The 2,796-nt window shown below is 72.0% G+C and carries 3 protein-coding genes; 1 reads left to right on the plus strand and 2 read right to left on the minus strand.

The window, feature by feature from the left end; genetic code table 11:
• Together J0670_RS34965 and J0670_RS34970 are read right to left on the minus strand one after the other, a co-directional pair.
• Nucleotides 1-644, minus strand: a 644-nt coding sequence (locus J0670_RS34965; RefSeq protein WP_207816524.1) for a 5'-3' exonuclease, incomplete at its 3' end; no start/stop codon positions are given.
• A gap of 59 nt (nucleotides 645-703) precedes the next feature.
• Complete coding sequence (locus tag J0670_RS34970; protein WP_207816526.1) at nucleotides 704-1,795, minus strand: cation diffusion facilitator family transporter; 1,092 nt, start codon at nucleotides 1,793-1,795, stop codon at nucleotides 704-706.
• Between the two features lie 268 nt (nucleotides 1,796-2,063).
• Here J0670_RS34970 and J0670_RS34975 point away from each other — a divergent pair.
• Nucleotides 2,064-2,796 (plus strand): class I SAM-dependent methyltransferase (locus tag J0670_RS34975; protein WP_207816522.1); only part of this gene is annotated, 733 nt, incomplete at its 3' end.

Raw genomic sequence — 2,796 nt, forward strand, 5'->3', positions numbered from 1 at the left:
TCGCCGTACTCGTTGATCAGCTGGGCGGCGGTCTTCTCGCCGACGCCCTTGACCCCGGGCAGGCCGTCGGACGGGTCCCCGCGCAGGGCGGCCATGTCGGCGTACTGCGCGCCGCGCACGCCGTACTTCTCCAGCAGCAGCGCGTCGTCGGTGACTTGCAGGTTGCCCATGCCCTTGACCGGGTAGAGCACGGTGATCCCGCGGGCGTCGTCGACCAGTTGGAACAGGTCGCGGTCGCCGGTGACGATCTGCACCGGGCCCTTCGCGCGGGCGGTGAGGGTGCCGATCACGTCGTCCGCCTCGTAGCCGGGGGAGCCGACCCGGGCGATGCCGAGCGCGTCCAGCACCTGCTCGATCACCGGGACCTGCGGGGCGAGCGTGTCGGGCACCTCCTCCTCGCCGTCCTCGGCCGCCTCGGCGACCCGGTGGGTCTTGTACGAGGGGACGAGGTCCACCCGCCACTGCGGGCGCCAGTCGGCGTCCATGCAGGCCACCAACTGGTCGGGGCGGTGGTCCTGGACCAGCCGGGCGATGAAGTCCAGCAGGCCGCGGACGGCGTTGACCGGCTCGCCCTGCGGGGAGCGCAGGGTGTCCGGTACGCCGAAGTAGGCCCGGAAGTACAGGCTGGCGGAGTCGAGCAGCATCAGTCGCGGTGCGGTCACGTCTCAGATCATGCCGCATCGGGGTGACGAGGACCGGGCTCTCAGTGCTCGTGCGGTCCCGCGCGGTGCACCGGGCCGTGCGCGTCGGCGCAGTGTTCGGCGGCGGACTCGCCCGGGGTGACGATCTGTAGGAGCGCGCCCGCCTCGTCCTCGCCGACGTGGTCGACCTGGAGCGTGCTGTGGGTGATGCCGTACTCCTTCGCCAGCCGGTGCTGCAGCCCGCGCCGGACGGCGTGGCAGTCGCCGCCGGGGGTGACCAGGATGTGCGCGGACAGGGCCGGCTGGTTGGAGGTGATCTCCCAGATGTGCAGGTCGTGGATCTCCTCGACCAGTGGCTCGGTGACCAGCCGGTCGGCCACGGCGTCAGGGTCGATCCCGGCCGGGGCGGCCTCCAGGAAGATCCGTCCGGAGTCCCGGACCAGCCCGATGCCGGCCTTGAGCATCAGCGCGACGACGATCAGCGAGGCGATGGCGTCGGCGCGGGCGAAGCCGGTGGTCAGCATGACCGCGCCGGCGACGGCGGTGGCGATGAACGCGTACAGGTCGGTGAGCACGTGCTGGAAGGCGCCCTCGACGTTCAGCGAACTGCGGTTGGCCTTCGACATGCACCAGGCCGCGGCCACGTTGACCACGATCCCGATCAGCGCGGTGACCAGCACCAGCGAGCCGGTGACCTGCGGCGGCTCGATCAGCCGCTGGACCGCCTCGTAGCCCAGCCAGGCCGACAGCACCAGCAGGGTCACGCCGTTGGCCTGCGCGGAGAGGATCTCGGCGCGCTTGAGCCCGTACGTGTAGCCGCCGCGGGCCGGCCGGGCGGCCAGCCGCATCGCGACCAGGGCGAGCACGATCGAGGCGGCGTCGGTGAGCATGTGCGCCGCGTCGGAGATCAGGGCCAGTGACCGGGCGGCGAAGCCGACCACGACCTCGCCGGCCATGAAGACGACGATCAGGACGAGGGCGCTGACCAGCCAGCGGCGGTCGGCGTCGGCGGCCACGCCGTGCGAGTGGCCGCCGTGCCCGTGCCCGCCGTGCCCGTGCCCGTGCCCGCCGTGCCCGTGGCCGTGCCCGCCGTGCCCGTGCGAGTGCTGCTGGTCATGCGCATGATCATCGTGGGAATGCTCGTGCCCGGCCATCGAAGCCCTCTCTGGGTGCACGGGTGGATGGTGACGGGGTGCGATCGCCCCGCACTCGAAGTGAACCGCAGAATCGACAAAGATCCAAAGGCTGTACTGGTGACCGTTGTCGTTGCCGTCCAGGCGGCCCGCGCGCCCCGCTCGGGAGGGTGTGCCGGCGGCCGACCGGCCACTGACACGGGACCAGGTCAGGGCCGCGAGACCGGCTCACCTGAACGGGTGAGGTGAACTTGCGCGGCCACTCGCCGTTCCGCGACGATCACGGTCCGTGAGGATCGCTACCGCAGGCACCAGTGCCGCCGACATCGAGTTCCACTACGACCTGGGCAACGACTTCTACGCCCTCTGGCTCGACGAGACCCTCGCCTACACCGCCGCCAAGTGGGACGGCATCCCGCGTACGGAACCGGACGCCACCGCGCTGCCCCGCGCCCAGCGGGCCAAGCTCGACCACCACCTCGTCCTGGTCGGCGCCCGCCCCGGGGACGGCCTGCGGTTGCTCGACGTCGGCTGCGGCTGGGGCGCGATGCTGGCGCACGCGAGCCGCGACGACCGGATCGCCCACGCCACCGGCCTGACCATCTCCCGTGCCCAGTACGACTTCCTCACCGCCCGCGCCCTGCCCGGCGCCGAGCCGCGACTGGAGAGCTGGGAGGACCACGAGCCCGGTCGGCCGTACGACGCGATCGTCGCGATGGGCGCCTTCGAGCACTTCGCCGCCGCCGGGATGACCCGCGCCGAACGGCTCGGCGTCTACGCCCGCTACTTCGACTCCTGCCACCGCTGGCTGCGCCCCGGAGGCCGGATGTCCCTCCAGACCATCACCTACGACGACGCCGCCGACGGCTCCGGTCCGATCGGCGTTTTCGTCGGCAACGAGGTCTTCCCGAGTGCCAGACTGCCCCGGCTGACCGAGATCGCCGCCGCCTGCGATCCGTACTTCTCGATGGTCGCGCTCACCGCCTCGGCCGAGGACTACGCCCGCACCCTCGCCTCCTGGT

It is taken from the genome of Streptomyces sp. FH025 (assembly GCF_017427025.1).
Lineage (GTDB): Bacteria > Actinomycetota > Actinomycetes > Streptomycetales > Streptomycetaceae > Kitasatospora.

What these genes read in the sequence shown, in the direction of transcription:
- J0670_RS34970 (WP_207816526.1), bottom strand. Translation starts at nt 1,795, where the DNA reads ATGGCCGGGCACGAGCATTCCCACGATGATCATGCGCATGACCAGCAG.